At 67.6% G+C, this 18,365-nt stretch carries 11 protein-coding genes and 1 pseudogene; 3 read left to right on the forward strand and 9 right to left on the reverse strand.

All coding sequences use genetic code 11. The features are described from left to right. Positions 1 to 34 precede the first annotated feature (34 nt). The 9 genes and pseudogenes from KHN93_RS16230 to cysD all read right to left on the reverse strand — a co-directional run bounded on the left by KHN93_RS16230 (position 35) and on the right by cysD (position 13,797). Positions 35 to 1,549, reverse strand: coding sequence for a carboxylesterase/lipase family protein (locus tag KHN93_RS16230; RefSeq protein WP_211920766.1), 1,515 nt, complete (start codon positions 1,547 to 1,549; stop codon positions 35 to 37). After that, the gene (locus KHN93_RS16235) at positions 1,546 to 2,469 is read right to left on the reverse strand and encodes a TrmH family RNA methyltransferase (RefSeq protein WP_211920768.1); all 924 of its coding nucleotides are present in this window, start codon (positions 2,467 to 2,469) and stop codon (positions 1,546 to 1,548) included. The genes KHN93_RS16230 and KHN93_RS16235 overlap by 4 nt, the downstream gene beginning before the upstream one ends. Positions 2,470 to 2,791: 322 nt before the next feature. Continuing rightward, a pseudogene (locus KHN93_RS16240) lies at positions 2,792 to 2,974 on the reverse strand (GNAT family N-acetyltransferase); the annotation flags it as partial. A 63-nt stretch (positions 2,975 to 3,037) separates the two neighbouring features. Continuing rightward, positions 3,038 to 5,713: a M1 family metallopeptidase gene (locus KHN93_RS16245; protein WP_211920769.1), complete on the reverse strand. Its 2,676-nt coding sequence runs from the start codon at positions 5,711 to 5,713 to the stop codon at positions 3,038 to 3,040. A gap of 136 nt (positions 5,714 to 5,849) precedes the next feature. After that, a complete protein-coding gene (locus tag KHN93_RS16250) occupies positions 5,850 to 6,179 on the reverse strand; it encodes a hypothetical protein (RefSeq protein WP_211920771.1) in 330 nt (109 codons plus the stop codon). 277 nt (positions 6,180 to 6,456) lie between these two features. Continuing rightward, the gene (locus KHN93_RS16255) at positions 6,457 to 9,582 is read right to left on the reverse strand and encodes an efflux RND transporter permease subunit (protein ID WP_047129214.1); all 3,126 of its coding nucleotides are present in this window, start codon (positions 9,580 to 9,582) and stop codon (positions 6,457 to 6,459) included. After that, entirely contained in the window at positions 9,579 to 10,652 is a 1,074-nt protein-coding gene (locus KHN93_RS16260; RefSeq protein WP_104559918.1) for an efflux RND transporter periplasmic adaptor subunit, read from the reverse strand. The genes KHN93_RS16255 and KHN93_RS16260 overlap by 4 nt, the downstream gene beginning before the upstream one ends. 260 nt (positions 10,653 to 10,912) lie before the next feature. After that, the gene (gene cysN, locus KHN93_RS16265; protein ID WP_211920773.1) at positions 10,913 to 12,889 is read right to left on the reverse strand and encodes a sulfate adenylyltransferase subunit CysN; all 1,977 of its coding nucleotides are present in this window, start codon (positions 12,887 to 12,889) and stop codon (positions 10,913 to 10,915) included. Then, complete coding sequence (gene cysD / locus KHN93_RS16270; RefSeq protein WP_211920775.1) at positions 12,889 to 13,797, reverse strand: sulfate adenylyltransferase subunit CysD; 909 nt, start codon at positions 13,795 to 13,797, stop codon at positions 12,889 to 12,891. Before cysD ends, cysN begins: the two co-directional genes overlap by 1 nt. A 179-nt stretch (positions 13,798 to 13,976) precedes the next feature. On the opposite strand from cysD, the gene KHN93_RS16275 reads away from it, so the two are divergent. The 3 genes from KHN93_RS16275 to KHN93_RS16285 all read left to right on the forward strand — a co-directional run bounded on the left by KHN93_RS16275 (position 13,977) and on the right by KHN93_RS16285 (position 18,361). Continuing rightward, entirely contained in the window at positions 13,977 to 15,824 is a 1,848-nt protein-coding gene (locus KHN93_RS16275) for an assimilatory sulfite reductase (NADPH) flavoprotein subunit (RefSeq protein WP_211920777.1), read from the forward strand. Positions 15,825 to 15,932: 108 nt separating this feature from the next. Continuing rightward, positions 15,933 to 17,639, forward strand: a complete 1,707-nt coding sequence (gene cysI, locus KHN93_RS16280; RefSeq protein WP_211920779.1) for an assimilatory sulfite reductase (NADPH) hemoprotein subunit — start codon at positions 15,933 to 15,935, stop codon at positions 17,637 to 17,639. Continuing rightward, positions 17,636 to 18,361: a phosphoadenylyl-sulfate reductase gene (locus KHN93_RS16285; protein WP_024940721.1), complete on the forward strand. Its 726-nt coding sequence runs from the start codon at positions 17,636 to 17,638 to the stop codon at positions 18,359 to 18,361. Before cysI ends, KHN93_RS16285 begins: the two co-directional genes overlap by 4 nt. Positions 18,362 to 18,365: the final 4 nt, after the last annotated feature.

Below are 18,365 nucleotides of genomic sequence, written 5' to 3' on the forward strand. Positions count from 1 at the left end.
CAATCGCGCGTACCGTGGCGGTACGCGCGATCGATTACGGCAAGTCCACGCCTGCGCACACCGCCGGGCGTGCATCCTTGAGCGGGCGCACGCCACTGGCGTCGAACTGCAATGCCGCATGCTTGGGCGCAAATGCCGGCCAGGCCGGCAAGCCCTTGGTGTTGGGATTGCCACGCTGCACGAACGCGGCCCAATAGCGCTGCAGACTCACCGGCGGCTGGCCGATCGGCAGACCCTTGAACAGGAACGGCAGCTCGGCGCTATGCGTGACCTGCCCGCCCGGTGCGGCGGTATCGAACACGTAATGCCACACCGGCACGCCGAGCGCGGCCTGATGCTGGGCCACGGTCACTGCCGGGCAACGGAAGGTCAGATCGGTGGACAGCTGCATCGCTGCATCGCCCTGCCGTGCGGCACGCTGCGCCGCATGCGTGCGTTGCGCCTGCAGCACGGCATCGGCCTGCGCCGGATAGTCGCGACGCAGCCGCGCCTGTGCACCCTGTTTGCCGCCGTATTCCAGCTCCTGCACCACATAGCCGATCAACAGCGGCACCTTGGCCTGCGCGCCCTCGGCCAGCAACGCGGCCGGCGCACGCGGCAGCACGCGCCCATCGACGACCGCCTGCAGCCAGATGTAGCCATCGTCATCCAGTGCCGGCACGTCGACACCCTGCCCGGCCTTGATCAGCTGCTCCACCGGCAGCGCGCGCAACTGCGCCAGACGCGTGGCGGGGTCGTCGATACCTGCACGCTTGGCGATCTCCACGCCCAGCGCGCGATTGTCTTCCAGCGAACGCGCCGGCAATCCGAACCCGGCGGTGCCGCTCTGCTCGATCGCCGCCGAAAACAGGCCGCGTGCCAGCGGGCTGAGCATCAGCAAGCCCACATCCTGGCCACCGGCCGACTGCCCGGCGATGGTGACCCGCGCAGGGTCGCCACCGAACTGCGCGATGTTGTCGCGCACCCATTGCAGCGCGGCGATCTGGTCGAGCAAGGCGTAGTTGCCGGCGGCTTGATGGTCGCCATCGCGCAGTTCCGGCAGCGACAGGAAGCCGAGCGCACCGAGCCGGTACTGCAGCGTCACCACCAGCATGTCCTGTGCGACCAGGTTGGTCGGCAGATGGCCATCGGCGCCGCCGGCCACATTGGCGCCGCCGTGGATCCAGACGAACACCGGCAGCGGCTTGGCCGGCTGCAGCGTCGGCGTCTGCACCTCGACGTAAAGACAATCTTCCGTACCGCGCCTGGCCATGGCGTTGTTCCAGCCCAGCGCCGGTTGCACGCACGGGGTGGCGGCCTGGGTGGCATCGCGCACGTCCGACCAGGCGGCGGCCGGTTGCGGCGGCTGCCAACGCAGCGCGCCCAGCGGCGGCGCGGCAAACGGAATCGCGCGAAACACCGCACTGCCGTCGTCCTGCCACTGCCCGCGCACCAGGCCATGATCGGTGCGCACCTGCGGCGGTGCTGCAGGCGTGGAGGCCGCTGCAGCGTGCGCGCTGACGCTCAACGCACAAGCGGCGGCAAGCAGACCGGCACACAGGCGCATCACGACTCTCCACCCAACGCGCGGGCACGCCAGGCGGCCTGGAACACGGCGGTGGCCGAGGCCACGTTGAGGCTTTCGACCTTGCCGCTGCCGCGGATCGACAACTGCAGGTCGCAATCGCGCGCGAACTGGCGGTCCATGCCCTCGCTCTCCGCGCCCATCACATACACCAGCCGTTGCGGCAGCGCGGCGGCGAACACGTCCTGGCCGCCCTCCACCAGCGTGGCCGCCACTGCGAAACCGGCCTGACGCAGCTGCGCCATCGCCGTTGCGGTGTCGGGCAGTTGCACCAGCGGCACCGCTTCGGCACCACCTTCGGCCACGCGCGTGGCTGCGCCGGACAGACCCAGCGTGGAGCCGGCAGGCAGCAGCAGGCCGGCCACCCCGAAGTGCGCGGACGAGCGCAGGATCGCGCCGAAGTTGTGCGGGTTGCCCACGCCATCCAGCCACAGCGCCAGCACCGGCCCTTGCGGCAACGCAGCCAGCCAGTCCTGCAACGGCTGCGGGGCGACGCGCAGCACATCGGCCACCACGCCCTCGTGGTGGGTGCTGGCGGCGAGCTTGCTGAGATCGGCTTCCTCGACCACGCGGTAACCGATGCGCTGGGCCACGCACCAGGCCAGCAAGGCCTTGAACTGCGGAATGCGCGCCTCGCTCAGATACAGCTTGCGTACCGCCTCCGGGCGCGCCTTGAACACGGCCTGCACTGCGTTGATGCCGTACAGCCGCAGCTCGCGCGCATTGCCGCCGGACGACGAAGCCGCGGACTGCGCAGCAGCAGGCGTGTAAGCCGTTGGCGCCTGCTGTGCCGGCGGGCGCGCTGCCGGTGTGCGCGGCGCGGCGCGGCCCCAGGGATTGTGCGAGGTGCCGGAACTGCCGCCATCGCGCGGCGGTCGTCCGCCCCGTCCATCATGCTGTGTCATCGTCGTATCCAGGGTTCGTATTACTTGCCGGCGCTGCGGGGACGGTATCGCCCCTTCCGCCACCAGCGGTGTTCGTCATCCTGCAGGCCGGCATAGCCGGCGGTGCAGACGCATTGGCGACGATGGTAAGCCACTGGCGCAACGAGCCGTATACGAGGTAGCCGAGGCGCCGCTTTCGAGGCCCTGCAACACAGGGACTCAGGTTGACGTTGACGCCATGCAGGACACGCGGGATCGGTGCCGATGCCGGTGACGGATCTGCGTCAACCCGCCGCGTGCAAATGCGCCTGGCCCACGCGTTCGCCAGCGTAGATGGCCGAGGTCAGTCCAGATCAGCCGGCAACTCCACCCGCGCGAACACGCGCAAATCGTGCAGCCCATCCGGCCGCATGATCGCGCAGCGGCTGCAGCCTTCTTCGACGAAGCCGTTGCGCAGCAGCACCCTGGCCGATGCCGGATGGTCCCGCCGCGCCCGACTGGCGGAACATGCAGTTGCCTGTAGCCGTTCCTGATGCGATGTGCGCGGTATCGCCACTGGATACCGCACACCCGGGCCGCAGGCCGCGGCTCAGCGCTTGGCGGTTTGCGCCTGCTTGAGCGCGGCGCACAGGCGGATGGTCTCACCGGTCTGCGCCATGCCGCGGTCGGCGCCGCTGAGCGTGGCCAGGCGCGGCTTGAAGAACGCATCCAGGCGGTCGGCTTCTTCCACGCTGCAACCGCCGGACGCGCCCAGCGCCGGCAATCCGCCGCCGTCGAACGAGCCGCTGCGCTGCACGATACGGTCGAAGTTGGCGGTGAACCACGGCCACATCGACGCGTGCGAGGTCTCGTAACTGTGACCACGCATCAGCAGGCTCTTCATCTCGCCCACCTTGATCGCATCGGTCAGCGCGAAATCACGCACCTGCTTGAGCAGCGCCGGGTCCTGCAGCGTGCCCAGGGCGGCAATCATGGCGTTGCGCTGCGCCGGGTCGGCATGCGTGCGCAATGCATCGATCAGGCTCTGCACCGCCGGTGCGCCGCGCTCCTGCGCGGTCACCGCCAGTGCGGTGCCGAGCAGATCCGGATTGGCTTTGGAGAAGTCCAGCGCACCATTGCCGCCGGCCAGGACCGCATCGCCCTGCGCCAGCAGTGCCTTGCGTACTTCCGCGTTCTGCAGGTGCAGCGCGAACAGCCCGGCCAGCGCCGAGCGCAGGCTGGTGTCGTCGATCGACTCGCCGCTACGCCGCGTGTAACCCAGCTGACGCAGACGCGGCAGATACGCCTGTTCGGCGGCCTTGCGCAGTACGTCGCGCTGGGCCTGGCTGGTGGCCTGGTAACGCCAGATCCACACGAAGCGGTTCAGCAGCGCGGTGGACACATCGGCCGATTCGGACGGCGCCAACTGCTTGAGCGCTGCCAGCACGGCGTCGCCGTCGGTATCGCCGTGGCGGTAGGCCGCATCGATCGCATCGGCATAGGCCAGCTGTTCGTTGTCGTCGAGCTGGCCGACCTGCTTGCCCAGTTCAGCCAGCTGCTTCTTGGGCAGGCTGAAACGGTAGTAGCCTGCGCCACGCGCGTTCGGGAACACCCAGGTGTTCTTGCCGGCGCCGTCCAGCACGATGCTGCCGCTGCCGTCTGCGAGCATCTGGCAGGCAGTGCCGACCTGGTTCTTGCCCTTGCCGTACTTGATGCACACTGGAACGCCCCATTGCTGCGCGGTGGAGCCGGTGGAACCCAGCGGCAGATAGCGTTGCTGCTGCAGCTTGACCACGGTCTTGCCGCCTTCGCGGGCGAGCTGGGTCTGCAGATACGGCACGCCCGGCTGATTGAGGAAGCTGCGGAAGGCGGCCTTGAACTCCTCGCCCTTGCCGGCGGCATCGGCGATCGCATCGACCAGATCGTCGGCGGTGGCGCTGCCGAACTTGTGCTTGGCGATGTAGGCGCGCATGCCTTGGCGGAACACGTCTTCGCCGACGAAAGCCTCGAACATCGCCAGCACCGCCGCACCCTTCTGGTAGGTGATGCCGTCGAAGGCAGTCTCGATATCGCCGTTGCCGGTGATCGGCTGGCGGATCTTGCGCGCGCTGACCAGGCTGTCGTTGTCCATCGCATGCTGCGCGCCGCCGATGCGGTCCAGATTGGCGCGGTATTCCGGGTGCAGCTGCATGGTGATCTTCTGCTGCATCCAGGTGGCGAACGCCTCGTTCAACCACAGGTCGTCCCACCACTCCATGGTGACGGCGTCGCCGGTCCACTGGTGAGCCAGCTCATGCGCATTGGTGTTGAAGGAGCGCTGCACGTTCTCGGCCGGCGAGTCCTTGTCCAGCAACAACAGCCAGTCGCGGAAGGTAACGAACCCGGGGTTTTCCATCGCACCGGCGCTGAAGTCCGGAGCGGCGACCAGATCGAGTTTGTCGAACGGATAGCCGAAGGCGTAATAGTCCTCCAGCGCGGCGATGATCGCCGGGGTCTGGTCCAGCGCCGGGGTGATGCGCGGGCCCTGGCCCTTGGCGGCGATGCCGCGCAGCGGAGTCGGGTTGGGGCGCTGCGGGGTGGCCGGCATGGCCGGCACGTCCACCACGTCCCAGGGGCCGGCGGCGTAGGCGACCAGATAGGTCGGCAGCGGCACGGTCGGGGCGAAGGTCACCGTCTTCCAGCCCTTGCCGGCCGGCTTGCTCGAGGTGGCGATGGTGTTGGCCAGCGCCTGGTCGTCGGTGGGCACGGTCAGGCTGAGGTCGAACGGGGTCTTGAATGCGGGTTCGTCGAAACCGGGGAACGCGTAGCGCGCGCTGATCGGCTCCATCTGCGTCATCGCATAGGCCTGGCCTTGGTACTTCACCTGATACAGGCCCTGCAGCTGCTGATTGAGCGGCGCGCTGTAGACGATGTCCACGGTGAGCGTCTGCGGCTGCAGCGTGCGGCCGAAATCCAGGCGTACCACACCGGCCTGCGCGTCGGCTTGCACGTAGCGTGCGGTCAGCGCCTTGCCCTTGACCGGCTTGACCGTGACCTTGCTGACCTTCAGTTCCTTGCCATGCAGCCAGAGGTGATCGGAGGCCTGCTTGAGCTGCACGCGGATGCTGGTGCGGCCGCTGAATTCGCTCTGGTCCGGATCGATCTTGAACGACAGGCTGTAGCGCTCGGGCACCGCCCAGGTCGGCAGGCGGCCATTGGGCACCGGCTCGCCGGAGGACTGCGCCAGCGCGGTGCCGCAGCACAGCGCAAGGAGGGAGGGAGCAAGCAGGCAGGCAAGACGACGCATTGGCGATTCCGGGCAGGGTAACCGCCGAAGTCGACCACAGCAGGCCATGACTGTCATGTGACCTTAGTCATTGCGCGGCCGATGCAGTGGGGCGCTGACACGCCGCCACATCGGCGCAGGCGCCCGCCGGCGCGCGTTACGGCAGCGGCCACAGCACGAACATGTCCACCACCAGCAGCACCAGCGCAATGCTGCCGAGCAGGGCGGCGCGCAGGATCGGGCACTGCAGTGGCGCGATGCGGCGTGCCGGTTCGACCGAGAATTGCCAGTGCGTGGCCGTCTGCACGGACGCTACTGCAGTGGCGTCGGGCGGTTGCCCTGTCGCCGGTGTCGCAGCGCGTGCCCAGGGCGCAGCGACATCGCCAACGCGCGATGCACCGCAATGCGGGCACTGCATCTGCGCAGCCTGCCCCTGCGCAAACCGCAGCGTGGATGGGTCGTCATTGACGAAAGGCAGCGTCTGCATCGCATGCACTCCTGGGCTGGATTGCGGCGTCCGGTTCGATCACGCGGCAGTGCTGCAGGCGGTGGCGAAGACGCTCCCGGCAAGAAGACACCGGGCTGCACAGCGTCACCGCATCGATGATGCCACCTGGCGCTGACACGTTCGATGGACACAGCCTGCGCCCCGATGTTTGGGTTTTGTTTGCGATGCAGCCAAATGCAAACACCGCGATCGACGCCGATGCCGCAGCATCACGCGTCGTCGACCACCGGCAGCAGCGCACCGCTGCCGGTATCGCTCAGGCGTGACCGCCTACCGACGGCGTCTGCGCCTCCAGGGTTTCCAGCTCGCGTGCCACCGCTTCGGGCGACTTGGTGAATGGCGCAATCAGGCTGTAGAACGCAGGCACCACGTACAGCGACAGCAAGGTGGACAGCGACACGCCGAAGATCACCACCACGCCGATCGTGGCGCGGCTGGCCGAGCCGGGCCCGCCGGCCACCACCAGCGGAATCGCGCCGACCACGGTGGCGATCGAGGTCATCAGGATCGGACGCAGGCGCACCGATGCCGATTCCACGATCGCCTCATGCACGCTGCGGCCTTCGTCGCGCAACTGATTGGCGAACTCCACGATCAGGATGCCGTTCTTGGCCGCCAGCCCCACCAGCATCACGATGCCGATCTGACTGAACAGGTTGAGCGTGCCGCCGGTGACCCACAACCCGACCAGCGCGCCCAGCACCGCCAACGGCACCGTGAGCATGATCACCAGCGGATGGGCGAAGCTTTCGAACTGCGCGGCCAGCACCAGATACACCACCAGCAAGGCCATGCCGAAGGTCAGCAGCACCGCACTGCCGGACTGCTGGTATTCGCGCGATTCGCCCTTCCAGTCCACCTGCGCATACTCGGGCAATTCCTCGCGTGCGGTCTGCTGCGCCCAGGCGATCGCCTCGCCGAGCGGGTAGCCCGGCGCCAGGCCGGCGCTGATGGTGATTGCACGCAGGCGATTGAAGCGATTCAGGGTGCCGGCTTCGGCCACTTCGCTGAGCGTGACCAGGTTGGACAGCGGAATCAGCTCGCCACGCGTGGAACGCACGCGGATGGCGGTGAGATCTTCCGGCGCCATGCGGCCTTCGCGGCCGGCCTGCAGCATCACGTCGTATTCCTCGCCGTTGTCCACGAACGTGGTCACACGACGCGAGCCCATCATCGCCTCCAGCGCGCCACCGATCGCGGTGACCGGCACGCCCAGATCGGCCGCACGCAGGCGGTCGATGTTGACGCGCATCTGCGGGCGGGTTTCCTTGTAGTCCGAGTCCGGGCCGACCAGGCCGGGATTGGCTTCCATGCGCTGCAGGATGCGATCGCGCCACTGCGCGATCTCCGCATAATCCGGCCCGCCCAATACCAACTGGAACGGCTGGCCGCGGCTGCGCACCAGGCCGCCGCTCACCTGCGTGCGTGCGCGCACGCCGCTGAGCACATTGAGCTTCTGCTGCAGTTCGTCGGCCACCTCGGTGGTCGGGCGCGTGCGTTTTTCCCAGTCCTGCAGGAACACGCTGACCCGGCCTGTATGCATTTCCTCGCTGCTGCCGAAGCCGCCGGGCACGCGCGGGTTGGCCCGCACGATGGGCTTGTCCGGGCCCACGTAGGGGCCGAGGATCGCCTCGACCTGATGCATCTGCCCCACGGTGTAATCGAAGCCGGCGCCTTCGGGCCCGTCGATCATGATCTGGAAATTGCCGCGGTCCTCGGCCGGCGCCAGCTCGGAGGGAATCCGGCCCATCAACCACGCGCTGGCGCCCAGTGCCAACAGCATCAGCAGCGCGAAGATCCAGGTGCGATGCACATGCCGCTCCAGCGAGCGCCCGTACGCAGCGGACACCGCCTGCATGCGGCCATCGAACCAGCGATGGAAGCGATTGGGCCTGGCCTGCCCGTGCGAGCGCAACAGCTTGGACGACATCATCGGCGTCAGCGTCAGCGCCACGAAGGCGGAGATCGCCACCGCCGCGGCCAATGCCACCGCCAGCTCGCGGAACAGGCGCCCGGTATTGCCTTCCAGAAATCCCACCGGCAGGAACACCGCCACCAGCACCGCGGTGGTGGCGATCACCGCGAAGGCGACCTGGCCGGTGCCGCGCTTGGCGGCCACCAGTGGCGGCTCGCCCAGATCGATGCGGCGCTGGATGTTCTCCACCACCACGATGGCATCGTCCACCACCAGACCGATACACAGCACCAGCGCAAGCAAGGTCAGCAGGTTGATCGAAAAATCGAACGCGTACAGCGCGATGAACGCAGCGATCAGGCACACCGGCACCGTCACCGCAGGAATCAGCGCCGCGCGTGCGCTGCCCAGAAACACCCAGATCACCACCAGCACCAGCACCACCGCTTCGATCAGCGTGTGATACACGCGCTCCACCGCCGCATCGATGAAGGTCGTGGTGTCGAAGGCGACGAAGATATTGGTGCCCTGCGGCAGCGATTTCTGCACTTCCTCGGCCTGCGCGCGCGCCTCGCGTGCAACGTCCAGGGCGTTGGCGGTGGAGTTGCGCACGATGCCCAGGCCCACATTGGGCACGCCGTTGCTCTGGAAGTAGGCGCGGCGCTCGGCCGAGGTCAGCTCGACCCTGGCCACGTCGCCCAGGCGCACCACATAGCCGCCCTCGCCCTTGCTGAGCGGCAGCTTGGCAAAATCCTCGGGCTTGAGATAACTGCGCTCCACGCGCAAGGTGAAATCGCGCTGCGCCGATTCGATGCTGCCGGCCGGCAGCTCCACGTTCTCGTTCTGCAGCGCCGCTTCCACATCGGCCACGGTCAGTTCGCGCGCGGCCAGTTGATCGCGGTCCAGCCAGATCCGCATCGCATAGCGCTGGCGCCCGCCGATACGCACCTGCGCCACGCCGTCCAGGCTGGAGAAGCGGTCCACCACATAGCGCTCGGCGTAGTCGGACAGCTGCAGCGTATCCATCGTGCTGGAGCTCATGTTGAGCCACAGGATGGGGTCGGCGTCGGCCTCGACCTTGGAAATCTCCGGCGGGCGCGCCTGGTCGGGCATGCGGTCGGAGACGCGGCTGACCGCATCGCGCACGTCGTTGGCGGCGGCTTCCACATCGCGCGACTGCACGAATTCGATACTGATATCGGAAGAGCCGTTGCGGCTGCGCGCCTCGATGGTCTCGATGCCTTCGATGCCGGCCAGTGCGTCTTCCAGCACCTGGGTGATGCGGCTCTCCACCACCGCCGCCGACGCGCCGGTGTATTCCACGTCCACCGACACGATCGGCGGGTCGATCGCCGGCAACTCGCGCAAGGTCAGCCGGGTGAACGACATCACCCCTAGCACGATCAGCAGCAGGCTCATCACCACCGCCATCACCGGGCGGGTAATGGACAGGTCGGAGAGCTTCATCGTGCTGCCTGCGGGCGCGCCGCTACCGGCGCAGGCGCGGCCTGATCGACCACCTTCAGGCCCGGACGCAGCTTGCCGGTGCCGTCCACCACGATGCGCTCACCGGCCTTGACCCCGTCGAGAATTTCCACCTTGCCGTCGCGGCGCTCGCCCAGGCGCACGTCGGCGCGCTCCACGCTGCTGTCGGGCTTGACCCGGAACACGTAGGACTCGCGCCCCACCTGCACCACCGCAATCTCCGGGATCACCACCGCCTGCCGCGCCGGCTGGAACAGGCGCACATCCAGCAACATGCCCGGGCGCAGGCGGCGATCGCCGTTGGGGAAGTCGGCCCGCACCGTTACCGAACGGGTGGTCTCGTCGATACGCGAATCGATCGCCGCCACCACGCCTTCGAACTGCTCGCCCGGATACGCCGCCGCGGTGCCATTGACGGTATTGCCGAGCTGCACCAGGCCGAACTGCGACTCCGGCACCTGGAAGTCCACGTACATGCGCGCCACATCGTCCAGCGTGGCGATCACCGTGTTGGAGGTGATCAACGAGCCCGGGCTGATCTGGCGGATGCCGAGCACGCCGGAGAACGGCGCGCGCACCTCGCGGTCGGTGATTTCCGCGCGCATCTGCTGCACGCGCGCCTGCGCCGCATCGCGCAGCGCGCGTTGCGTATCGACAGTGGATTTGGCCACCAGCTGCTGGCCAACCAGGCTCAACTGGCGCCGGTACAGCTGATCGGTTTCCTCGAAGGTGGCCTGCGCGGCCGTCAGCGCCGCCTGCTGCGAATTGCCGCGCAGCCGCAGCAGCAGCTGCCCGGCCTTGACCTCGTCGCCGCTGTCGAAATTGACCTGCTCCACCACATCGCTCACCGCCGCGGTCAGCGCCACCGATTCGCGCGCACGCACGGTGGCGATCGACTGCACGGTCGAGTTCCAGGGCTGGGTGGTCACCGCCTGCACAGAGACCGGGATGGGTTTGGCGGCGGCCGGCGCGGCGGCCTCACGGCTACAACCGGCCAGCGCGACGGCCAACAAGAGCGCTGCGCCGAAACGCGCGCTGGGTCGAACAAGCATCAGAACATCCTGGCGGGGTACGTCGAAAGTTTAACGACCTAGCCGCCATGGAGTTGACAGAAAGGGCGTGCTTTGCACCATGACCAAAGACCCTTGCTGTCGTCGGCGCGATGCGCTGGCCAGCGCAGCCACCAACACGGCGGCGTGGCTGCCGGACGGGCGCGGCCACCGCTCGGCCGCTGCATGTACGCATTCATGCATTGCGGCGTCGCGTTGCCCACACCCACCTGACGCCTGCCGCTATGTCCTGTCAGCCCCGCTCAGCGTTCCAGCCCGAGAAATTCGAGCACATGACGCGCCAGCGCCTCTACGTTCTCACCATCGGCGTGAAGATGGACCTCCGGCGCCTCCGGCGCCTCGTAGGGCGAATCGATGCCGGTGAAATTGGGAATCTGCCCGGCCCGCGCCTTGCGATACAGCCCCTTCACATCGCGCGCCTCGGCGACCGCCAGCGGCACGTCCACGAACACCTCGACGAACTCCCCGGCGTCGAAGCGCTCGCGCGCCAGCTGCCGCTCGGCGCGGAACGGCGAGATGAAGCTCACCAGCACGATCAGGCCGGCATCGGCCATCAGCCGCGCCACCTCGGCCACGCGGCGGATGTTTTCCACGCGGTCTTCGTCGGTGAAACCCAGGTCGCGGTTGAGCCCGTGGCGCACGTTGTCGCCGTCCAGGATGAAGGTGTGATAGCCCAGCGCATGCAGGCGCTTGTCGACCAGGTTGGCGACCGTGGATTTGCCCGCGCCCGACAGGCCGGTGAACCACAGCACGCGCGGGGTCTGGCCCTTGATACGCGCGCGCGCGGCGCGATCCACGTCCAGATGCTGCCAATGCACGTTGCCGGCACGACGTAGCGCAAACTCCAGCGTGCCGGCGGCCACGGTCGCATTGCTCTGCCGGTCGATCAGGATGAAACCGCCCAGCACGCGGTTGCGCGCATACGGCGAGAACGCGATCGGCTCATCCAGCGCCAGATTGCAGTAGCCCACCTCATTGAGCTCCAGCCGCTTGGCGGCCAGCCGCTCCTGCGTGTTCACATCGACCTTGTGCTTGATCTCGCTGATGCTCGCGGTGACCGTGCGCGTACCGATCTTGAGCCAGTACGGGCGCCCCGGCAGCAAGGCGGCATCGTCCATCCACAGCAGATGCGCGGCGAACTGGTCGGCCACTTCCGGCGGATCGTCGACGGCGGCAATGATGTCGCCGCGGCTGATATCGATCTCCTCGCGCAAGGTCAGCGTGACCGCCTGGCCGGCGCGTGCGCTGTCCACCTCGCCATTGGCATCCAGCACCGATGCCACCTGCGTGCGGCGCCCGGACGGCACCACCACCACGGCATCGCCCACCCGCACCTGCCCAGCCGCGATGGTGCCGGCGTAGCCACGGAAGTGCTGATGGGGGCGATTGACCCACTGCACCGGCAACCGGAAGCCGCTGCCGGCTTCCGGCGTCTCCACGTGCACGGTGTCGAGATGCTGCAGCAGATGCGGGCCGCGGTACCACGGCATCCGCGTCGATGGGCTGGACAGATTTTCGCCAGCCAGTGCCGACAGCGGAATGCATTGCACATCGGCGATGCCCAGCTGCGCGGCCAGCGCGCGGTAGCCCTCGGCGATGTCGGCGAAGACCTGCGCGTCGTAGTCCACCAGGTCCATCTTGTTGACCGCCAGCACCACATGGCCGATGCCCAGCAACGACACGATGTAACTGTGCCGGCGCGTCTGCGCCAGCAAACCCTTGCGCGCGTCCACCAGCACCACCGCAACATCGGCAGTGGATGCGCCGGTGGCCATGTTGCGCGTGTACTGCTCATGGCCGGGGCAATCGGCGACGATGAACTTGCGCTGGTCGGTATCGAAATATCGGTACGCCACATCGATGGTGATGCCCTGCTCGCGCTCGGCGGCCAGCCCGTCCATCAACAATGCATAGTCGATGCCCTCGCCCTGCGTGCCATGCCGCCGGCTATCGCTCTCCAGCGCGGCAAGCTGATCGTCGAACAGGCGCTTGCTGTCGTACAGCAGGCGCCCGATCAAGGTGCTCTTGCCATCGTCCACGCTGCCGCAGGTGATGAAGCGCAGCAACGGTTTGGCTTCGTGTTGATGCAGGTAGGCGCTGATCGCGCTGGGAATCGGTAGTGGGGAATCGGGAATCGCAAAGGCGTCCTCCTCCGTCGTAAGGTCTGCAGCAAACTGCTGTTGCGAATCCCCAATCCCGAATCCCGATTCCCTGCCCATCAAAAATACCCCTCAAGCTTCTTCTGCTCCATCGACGCACCCGGCGCATGATCGATCATGCGGCCCTGGCGTTCGGAGCTGGTGCTGACCAGCATTTCGGCGATCACCGCTTCCAGCGTGTCTGCGGTCGATTCGATCGCGCCGGTGAGCGGATAGCAGCCCAGCGTGCGGAAGCGCACCGAGCGCAGTTGCGGTGTCTCGCCGTCGTGCAGCGGCAGGCGGTCGTCGTCGACCATGATCCAGGCGCCGTCGCGCTGCACCACCGGGCGCGGCGCGGCGAAATACAGCGGCACCACCGGTATCCGTTCGCGGTAGATGTACAGCCAGATATCCAGCTCGGTCCAGTTGGACAGCGGAAACACGCGCACGCTTTCGCCGGGTTTGGTGCGCGAGTTGTACAGATTCCACAACTCCGGGCGCTGGTTCTTTGGGTCCCAACGATGACGCGCGTTGCGGAACGAGAACACGCGCTCCTTGGCGCGCGATTTCTCCTCGTCGCGGCGCGCCCCGCCGATCGCCGCGTCGAAGCCGCCCTGCTCCAGCGCCTGCTTCAGGCCCTGGGTCTTCATGATGTCGGTATGCACCGCCGCGCCGTGGCTGATCGGGCCGACGTCCTGGGCGATGCCGTCGGGGTTGATGTGCACACGCAGGTCCACGCCGGTCTCGGCCGCGCGGCGGTCGCGGAAGGCGATCATCTCGCCGAACTTCCAGCGCGTGTCCACATGCAGCAGCGGGATCGGTGGCGGCGACGGCGCGAACGCCTTGAGCAGCAGATGCAGCAGCACCGAGCTGTCCTTGCCCACCGAATACAGCATCACCGGGGCCCGGAACTCGGCGGCGACCTCGCGCAGGATGTGGATGCTTTCGGCCTCGAGCCGATCCAGGTGTGACAGGGGCAGCAGAGTCATCAAGGTGTCGTGGGCGTCGGCGGGCAGACCAGCCGATGGTAGGGCAAGGCGCCGCAGTGTGTGGCGCGGGCCGCCCGCACCCAAATAAGCGGCCGGCATAACGCGATAACGGCTCATCCTTTCTGGCCGCGGCAACGCTTCCCTAACATCACTGGTCTCATCAACCGCCCTGGATCCGAATGACCGCCGCCAGTTCCGCGCTACCGCCCAGCCCCTTGCCCGACGAGCGCAAGGCGCTGCTGGAACGGTTGGTCGACGGCCTGGATGCCGCATCGTTGTGGTGGCTGTCCGGCTACACCGCCGGGCTGGCACAAGGCCAGCCGCCGCGCTCGCTGGCGGTGTTGCCGGGCGGCCAGCCGCACGCGCAGGCACAGGAAAGCCAGCGCCTGACCGTGCTGTACGGCAGCCAGACCGGCAATGCACGCCGGGAGGCCGAGCAGCTGGCAGCCGAGGCCGAGGCCGCCGGACTGAGCGTGCGCCTGTTGCGTGCCGACCAGTACCCCACCCGCGAACTGGCCAGCGAGCGGTTGCTCTACGTGGTCATCAGCACCCAGGGCGAAGGCGACCCGCCGGACGATGCGATCGGGCTGGTGGAATTCCTAGCCAGCCGCCGCGCGCCCAAGCTGCCCGAGCTCAAGTACGCGGTGCTCGGCCTGGGCGATTCCAGTTACGCCGATTTCTGCGGCATCGCACGCCGCATCGACGACCGCCTGGCCGAACTTGGCGGCAGCCGCGTGCAGCCGCGCGGCGAAGCCGACCTGGATATCGACAGCGTCGCTGCGCCCTGGCGCACGCAGGCGCTCAAGCACGCACGCGAGCAGCTCAGGGGCGGCCCGCCATCGGCCACCATCACGCCGTTGCGCAGCAGTGCAGCCGCACCGGTGTGGTCGCATCAGCAGCCCTTCCCCGCCGAATTGCTGGCCAACCAGATCGTCAGCGGGCGCGACTTCAAGGGCCCGCAGTTCCGCGTCTACGCCTTGCCGAGCAAGCGCGTGCGCCATCTGGAATTTTCGCTGGAAGGCAGCGGGCTGAGCTACGAGCCCGGCGATGCGTTGGGCATCCGCCATCGCAATCCGCCTGCGCTGGTGGATGCGGTGCTCGAAACGCTGCGCCTGGACGGTCATGCCGCGGTCACCGCCGGCGAAGAGACTCTGGCCCTGCACGAGTGGCTGGCCACCCGGCGCGAACTGACCAAGCTGTCGCGGCCGCTGCTGGCCGCACATGCCGAGCGTGCGCGCGCCGACGAGCTGCAAGCGCTGCTCGCCCCGACCCAGACCGCCGGCCTGGCGTCATTGCTTGCCGATCACCAACTGATCGACGTGCTGCGACGCTGGCCGGCGGATTGGGACCATGCCGGCCTGCTGGCCGCGCTGCGTCCGCTCACCCCGCGCCTCTACTCGATCGCATCCAGCCGCAAGCGCGTGGGCGAGGAAGTGCACCTGGTGGTGGACGAACTCACCTACCAGGCGCACGGGCATGCGCATCTGGGCTCGGCCAGCGGCTTTCTAGCCGCTTTGCGCGAAGGCGATACCGCACCGGTCTACATCGAGCCGAACGCGCGCTTTCGGCTGCCGGCCGATACCGATCGCGACATCCTGATGATCGGCCCGGGCACCGGCGTGGCGCCGTTCCGCGGCTTCGTGCAGGAACGCGCCGAAACCGGCGCCAGGGGCCGCAACTGGCTGTTCTTCGGCGCCCAGCATTTCAATACCGATTTCCTGTATCAGGCCGAATGGCAGCAGGCCTTGCAGCGCGGCGAACTGCACGCGCTGGAAGTCGCGTTCTCACGCGACCAGGCCGAAAAGATCTACGTGCAGCACCGCCTGCGCGCACGCGGCGCCGAGGTCTACGCCTGGCTGCAGGGCGGTGCGCATCTGTACGTGTGCGGCGCCATCGGCATGGGCAAGGACGTGCACGCCGCCCTGCTCGACATCGTCGCCACCCACGGCGCACTCGATGCCGAAGCCGCCGCGGCGTATCTCACCCAGCTGCAAGTGGAGGGGCGGTATGCGCGTGATGTCTATTAACGCTGGGAATCGGGATTGGGGAATCGGGAATGGATACAGCCCGCAACTGAGCTTTCCCGGCAGACCAAGCAGCTTTTTACGATTCCCTATTCCCTATTCCCGATTCCCATGAGCCACTCCGTCGAAGACATCAAATCCGAAAGTCGCCGTCTGCGCGGGTCGCTGGAACAGAGCCTGGCCGATGCGGTGACCGGTGCGTTGCGTGAGGACGATCAGACCCTGATCAAGTACCACGGCAGCTACCAGCAGGACGATCGCGATATCCGCGATGAGCGGCGTCGGCAGAAGCTCGAACCGGCGTACCAGTTCATGATCCGCACCCGTACGCCGGGCGGGGTGATCTCGCCCACGCAGTGGTTGGCGCTGGATGGCATCGCCACGCGGTACGCCAATCATTCGCTGCGCATCACCACGCGCCAGGCGTTCCAGTTCCATGGCGTGATCAAGCGCGAGCTCAAGGCGACCATGCAGGCGATCAACGCCACCTTGATCGATACGCTGGCCGCCTGCGGCGATGTCAATCGCAATGTGCAGGTCGCGGCCAATCCGCTGCTGTCGCAGGCGCATGCCACGCTGTATGCCGATGCCGCGAGGGTGTCCGAGCATCTGTTGCCCAACACCCGTGCGTATTACGAGATCTGGCTGGACGAAGAGCGCGTGTCCGGCTCCGGCAACGAAGAAGAACCCATCTACGGCGACCGTTATCTGCCGCGCAAGTTCAAGATCGGTTTCGCCGCGCCGCCGCTCAACGATGTGGACGTGTTCGCCAACGATCTGGGCTTCATCGCGATCCTGCGCGACGGCGAATTGCTGGGCTACAACGTCAGCATCGGCGGCGGCATGGGCGCCAGCCATGGCGATGCGGAAACCTGGCCGCGCGTGGCCAATGTCGTCGGGTTTGTCACCCGCGATCAGTTGCTGGAGGTGGCCACCGCCGTGGTCACCACGCAGCGCGACTTCGGCAACCGTGCGGTGCGCAAGCGCGCGCGCTTCAAGTACACCATCGACGATCACGGCCTGGACACCATCGTGGCCGAGATCGAACGCCGTGCCGGCTTTGCGCTGCAACCTTCCAGGCAGTTCGCGTTCGAGCACAACGGCGACCGCTACGGCTGGGTCGAGGGCGACGATGGTCTGTCGCATCTGACCCTGGCCCTGCCTGCCGGGCGCATCGCCGATACCGACACCGCTGCGCACCTGAGCGGCCTGCGCGCGATTGCGCAATTGAACGTCGGCCAGTTCCGCATGACGCCCAACCAGAACCTGGTCATCGCCGGCGTGCTGGCCAGCGAGCGCGCGCGCGTCGATGCCCTGGTCGCGCAATACAGCCTGGATGCCGGCAATCGCGCGCCCACCGCGCTGGCACGCGGCGCAATGGCCTGCGTGTCGCTGCCGACCTGCGGGCTGGCGATGGCCGAGGCCGAACGCTACCTGCCCGATTTCAGCGCGGCCCTGCAGCCGGTGCTGGAGCAGCACGGACTGGCCGACACCCCGATCGTGCTGCGCCTGTCCGGCTGCCCGAATGGCTGCTCGCGCCCGTATCTGGCCGAGATCGCGCTGGTCGGCAAGGCACCCGGCCGCTACAACCTGATGCTGGGCGGCGACCGCCGCGGCCAGCGCCTGAACACGCTGTACCGCGAAAACATCACCGAAGCGGACATTCTCGCCGCACTGGAACCGCTGCTGGCGCGCTATGCGGCCGAACGCGATCAGGCCGGCGACGAAGGCTTCGGCGATTTCCTGCATCGCAGCGGCCTGATCGCGCTGCCGCCCTACCCCACACACCGTCACCTCGACCTGGAATTGCTCGCATGACCGCGCTGCCCGCTGCATCGATCACTGCGTCCGCGCTGGACGACCTGGACGCGCTCAACGCGCAGCTGGAAGGCCTGCGCGCCGACGAACGCGTGGCCTGGGCACTGCAACACGGCCCGCAGGAGGCGGCGTTGTCGTCCAGTTTCGGCGCGCAGTCGGCGGTCACGCTGCACCTGCTCACCCAGCAGCGCCCGGACATTCCGGTGATCCTGATCGATACCGGTTACCTGTTCCCGGAAACCTACCGGTTTGCCGACGCGCTGGCCGACCGGCTCAAGCTCAACCTCAAGGTGTACCGCCCGCTGGTCAGCCGTGCCTGGATGGAAGCGCGCCACGGCCGCCTGTGGGAACAGGGCATGGTCGGCATCGACCAGTACAACAACCTGCGCAAGGTCGAGCCGATGCGCCGCGCATTGGACGAGCTCAACGTGGGCACCTGGTTCACCGGCCTGCGCCGCAGCCAGTCCGGCGGCCGCGCACAGACGCCGATCGTGCAAAAGCGCGGCGAGCGCTACAAGGTCAGCCCGATCGCCGACTGGACCGACCGCGACGTGTGGCAATACCTGCAGGCGCACGACCTGCCGTATCACCCGCTATGGGAACAAGGCTACGTGTCCATCGGCGACTTCCACACCACACGCCGCTGGGAACCGGGCATGCGCGAGGAGGACACGCGCTTCTTCGGATTGAAGCGCGAATGCGGCATCCACGAGGACATCTGAGCGC

Origin of the sequence: Xanthomonas arboricola pv. juglandis (genome assembly GCF_905367715.1) — a bacterium.
Classification (GTDB): domain Bacteria; phylum Pseudomonadota; class Gammaproteobacteria; order Xanthomonadales; family Xanthomonadaceae; genus Xanthomonas; species Xanthomonas arboricola.